5 protein-coding genes are annotated in these 3,886 nt (G+C 59.5%); 3 read left to right on the top strand and 2 right to left on the bottom strand.

The window, feature by feature from the left end; all coding sequences use genetic code 11:
* Together VN887_05500 and VN887_05495 are read right to left on the bottom strand one after the other, a co-directional pair.
* The coding region (locus tag VN887_05500; protein HXT39459.1) for a hypothetical protein at window positions 1-364 on the bottom strand (364 nt) is incomplete at its 3' end.
* Window positions 365-370: 6 nt separating this feature from the next.
* On the bottom strand, window positions 371-829 hold the full coding sequence (locus tag VN887_05495; protein ID HXT39458.1) for a VanZ family protein: 459 nt from the start codon (window positions 827-829) through the stop codon (window positions 371-373).
* 131 nt (window positions 830-960) lie between these two features.
* Between VN887_05495 and VN887_05490 the strand changes: the two genes are divergently transcribed.
* The 3 genes from VN887_05490 (at window position 961) to acpS (ending at window position 3,846) form a co-directional block, all read left to right on the top strand.
* Window positions 961-2,619 carry a hypothetical protein gene (locus VN887_05490; GenBank protein ID HXT39457.1) on the top strand — a complete coding sequence of 553 codons (1,659 nt, stop codon included), beginning with the start codon at window positions 961-963 and terminating at the stop codon, window positions 2,617-2,619.
* Between the two features lie 12 nt (window positions 2,620-2,631).
* Window positions 2,632-3,372, top strand: coding sequence for a pyridoxine 5'-phosphate synthase (locus VN887_05485; protein ID HXT39456.1), 741 nt, complete (start codon window positions 2,632-2,634; stop codon window positions 3,370-3,372).
* An 84-nt stretch (window positions 3,373-3,456) separates the two neighbouring features.
* Window positions 3,457-3,846: a holo-ACP synthase gene (gene acpS, locus VN887_05480; protein HXT39455.1), complete on the top strand. Its 390-nt coding sequence runs from the start codon at window positions 3,457-3,459 to the stop codon at window positions 3,844-3,846.
* Window positions 3,847-3,886 lie beyond the last annotated feature (40 nt).

Below are 3,886 nucleotides of genomic sequence, written 5' to 3'. Positions count from 1 at the left end.
GTTTCAGCGCGGTGACTTCGATTCGCGCCAATGTCCGCCAGGATTCTTCGCCGCGATGCTCGTAAACGCGCTGCCCTGGCGTTTCGCAGAGTGTTCCGCACAATGTCACGATGTCGGAGTTCGTGCCGACAAGCAGGCGCAAGTCAGAAGGCGAGATGATCGCAGTGCGTGTCGTAATATTCACCCAGCCCGCGAATACCAGAATAAGTCCCAACAAATAGGGTCTGGCGTCAGACCATGTGAGTGCAGCCCCGGCGAATGCGAATGCGCCGGCGAAGAGCCAGGGTAAAGGCAGGCGCAGCCAATTGCCCACAAGGACGCCGCCGGAATACAGCAACGCCACGGCGACGAGTGGGCGTTTCATTTTGGTTCACCAGAGTTTGCGCCGGTGCCCCAACCACCAAAGCAAAAAAATGCCTGCGGCGGCGCCCAGCGTATCCAGCAACACGTCCCAGACGGAGGCTCCACGTGACGGGATAAACAATTGATGAAACTCATCGGTGGCCGCGTAAATTCCGGCCCCGACGACAGCGAAGACGGCGTCCCACCGCGACCACGGGCGTGAATCGTCGCGCACGGGTTTGCGCCGGGCGCGCCAGAGCAACAAAGCAAGGACGGAGTATTCGGTGACGTGCCCGCTTTTGCGAACGACGGCCTGCACGGCGCGGATAGTGTCGTTCGAGATGTTCGGATAGAACCATCGCAACAGTGGACCGATGATTCGCGAGGTGTGCTGCGACGAGAGCAGATCCGTGGAGCCGGCGAAAATCAGCACCATCCAAAGAACAACCGGCAGCCAGTATTTGAAAAAGGATCCCTGTCTTGACACACCGCGATGGAAGCAAAGCCACTGTGTTGACGTCGAGTTCAAAGTCCACGCCAACACCTGAATCGGAACTTTATTTGCGTTTTATTCGATTTGCTAAACCGCCTGTTTTCTGGCAATGAGTGCCCGCCACTATGAGATTTGTCACCCTGATTGCTATTGTGGCCGCGCTGGCGTGCGGCGCGGGTTGCCGGGAAAAAGTGTCCGGCACAAAAGCAGGCCAGCCGGCAGAAGCGGACGTCCTCGTCCGCTGTCATTTTGTCGGCTCATCGTTTCTGGCCGGAAACACCAATGCCGCGAAACTTAAGGAACTTTGGGATCTCCCCGCCACTGGACGGTTTGCTCAACAGACGCTGCAAAAGCTGGCTCATTCTCCGCGAAGTTTTTTTGGCGATCGAATCGCAAAGGAAGAGGATGAACGCGGCGCGGCCCTGCTGCGACCGATGCTCGACGACCTGATTCACCACGAATCCTTCCTGCAGGTGAGCGGGCCGGCAGACAAAACGGCCGAATGGACGCTCCTCGTGCAGTTACCCAGGGAGCGGATCAAGGCCTGGCGCGATAGCCTCGCCGAACTGATGCAGGTTTGGAAGCTGGGCGCTCCGGCGACCAACGCGATCGCGGGCTTCGCTGCCTGGGAGGTCAAACGGACAGCCGCGCCCGCTTTGATCCGGTGCGTCGAGGCCGGACAATGGCTGGCGCTCGGCATCGGTCAGGGCCGGCTCTCCAGTCTGGATGAAGCAACGCGACGGATCAAAACGGGCGGGCGTCCTGTCGCCGCAGCTTCCAATTACTGGCTGCAGACGGAAATGAACCTGCCGCGTCTGAGAGAGACGCTGGGCCTGTCTGCCGCCGTTAAATGGCCGCGAGCGATACTGTCCGTCATCGGCCAGGGAGAAAACCTGCGTTCGAACGTGCGGATGGTTTTTCCGGAACCGGTTACCGGCGCGCTCGATCCGTGGCTTGTTCCGACGAACTTCATCAACGACCCACTGATCAGTTTCACGGCCATGCGCGGCATCTCACCGTGGCTGAAAAACTGCGGGATACTTCAGCGGTTGGAACTCGCGCCTGTGCCGAACGAGTTGTTCTTCTGGGCGCAAGCTCATGTGGCCTTTCAAAGCTTTCTGGCCTTTCCGCTCAGCGACGCTGCTGCAAAACTGGAACGTGCCGGTGGCTTGGCTGCCTCGCTGTTCGACACGAACTGGCAAAGCCGTGGCCTGGCACAGGTCGCGTGGCAGACCAATCACGAGGTGTTGTGGAAGGGATTACCCTACATCACTCCATATTTGCGCCCCGCGGATTATCATGGGACTGATTTTGTGATGGGGGGACTATTTCCGCCTGCACCCCTGACCAATCCGCCACCCGCGGAGTTGCTCTCCCAGCTCGCCAGCCAGCCCAACCTGGTGTACTACGATTGGGAAATCACTCAGGCGCGTCTTACAAGCTGGCGCATCTTGGCCCAGCTGTTTTCCATCATCGCAGACAAGGCGCAATTCACAACCAATACCGCCGGACTGCCCTGGCTGATGGCGGTTGAATCCAAACTCGGGAATACGATCACAGAAATCAGGGCGGACTCTCCCACTGAATGGTCATTCACGCGCAAGTCACACATCGGTTTTACCGGCGTCGAATTGGTCGCGTTGACGCGCTGGCTGGAAAGCACGAACTTTCCGAAACTTGGTTTTGAACTTCCTCAGGAGCGGCGCTTCAGACGATCCCCGCCACCGCCCGGCGGAACAGTGGCCGCCCCTCCCGCGCCGGTCGGTCGGCCGCCTGGTAAGTAATCCCTTGCCGCCATGCTCAAGCTGGGCGTCAATATTGATCATGTCGCCACGCTGCGAGAGGCTCGGTATCGCGGGCGCGGCCACGGCGAACCGGACCCGGTCCAAGCCGCGTTGATTTGCGAATCAGCGGGTGCGCACGGCATCACCGCGCACCTTCGGGAGGACCGCCGCCACATCCAGGATCGGGACGTGCGGAAACTGCGCGAGGTCGTCAAGACACGCCTCAACCTCGAAATGGCAACCGTGGCTGAAATCGCATCCATCGCGCTGAAACTGAAACCTGACATCGTCTGCCTCGTGCCGGAACGACGGGAGGAAGTGACAACCGAAGGGGGGCTGGACGTGCTCACGAATGAAAACGCAATCGCCGAGACACGTAAAAAAATGAACGCGGTCGGCATTGATGTGAGTCTGTTTATCGCGCCCGATCGGGCACAAATTGAGGCTGCTGCGAAGACGGGCTGCCAATTCATTGAGTTGCATACAGGCGCGTTCGCGGAGAGTTTTCACTCGGACTCCGGAGGAGAGAGAGAACTCGAACGTCTTGTGGCGGCCGCGGAACAGGCACATCAACTGGGCCTCCGCGTCAACGCCGGTCACGGCCTTGACTCGCGGAACCTGCGCGAGCTGTTACGCGTCCCACATCTCGTGGAACTCAACATCGGCCACAGCATCATCAGCCGCGCGGTGATGGTCGGCCTCGAAACTGCCATCAAGGAATTTCTGCGCGTGATGGAGGCTTATCGCGGGTGAAGCTTTGAATTACCAGGCCCCGTCGGCACCCGGGCTACAGCTCGGCCGGCTGCGCCCCAACCCGCTCCATGAGGAAATTGAAAAATGATTTTGGGCCTCGGCATTGACATCATCGAAGTCTCCCGCATCCGCGCTTCGCACGAAAAATTCGGCGACCGGTTCTTGACCCGAATCCTTCGCCCTGCCGAAATTGCCTACTCGCTTTCTCATCGCAACCCGGCACCGTTTCTGGCAGCCCGATTCGCGGCGAAGGAGGCGATCTCCAAAGCGTTCGGCACCGGCATCGGCGCTCAATTAGGATGGCAGGACATTGAAGTGGGCCGCAAGGAAAGTGGCGAGCCGTTCGTGATCCTGCACGACGGCGGGCAGGCTCTTTTCGAGCGGCGCCACGGCGCACGTTTCCACCTCAGCCTAAGCCATACGCAAAACTACGCCACCGCCGTGGCGATTCTCGAAGGCGAAGCCGCGGCTTGAGAGCTTCGTTCCAACTGGCGTGGCTCAATTTTTCTCCAGG

Origin of the sequence: Candidatus Angelobacter sp., from assembly GCA_035607015.1 — a bacterium.
GTDB lineage: Bacteria > Verrucomicrobiota > Verrucomicrobiia > Limisphaerales > AV2 > AV2.
The sequence above is the reverse complement of the archived record's forward strand: the minus strand, read 5'-3'. Positions and strand labels throughout refer to the sequence as shown.

What these genes read in the sequence shown, in the direction of transcription:
- VN887_05485 (HXT39456.1), top strand. Translation starts at nt 2,632, where the DNA reads ATGCTCAAGCTGGGCGTCAATATTGATCATGTCGCCACGCTGCGAGAG.
- VN887_05490 (HXT39457.1), top strand. Translation starts at nt 961, where the DNA reads ATGAGATTTGTCACCCTGATTGCTATTGTGGCCGCGCTGGCGTGCGGC.
- acpS (HXT39455.1), top strand. Translation starts at nt 3,457, where the DNA reads ATGATTTTGGGCCTCGGCATTGACATCATCGAAGTCTCCCGCATCCGC.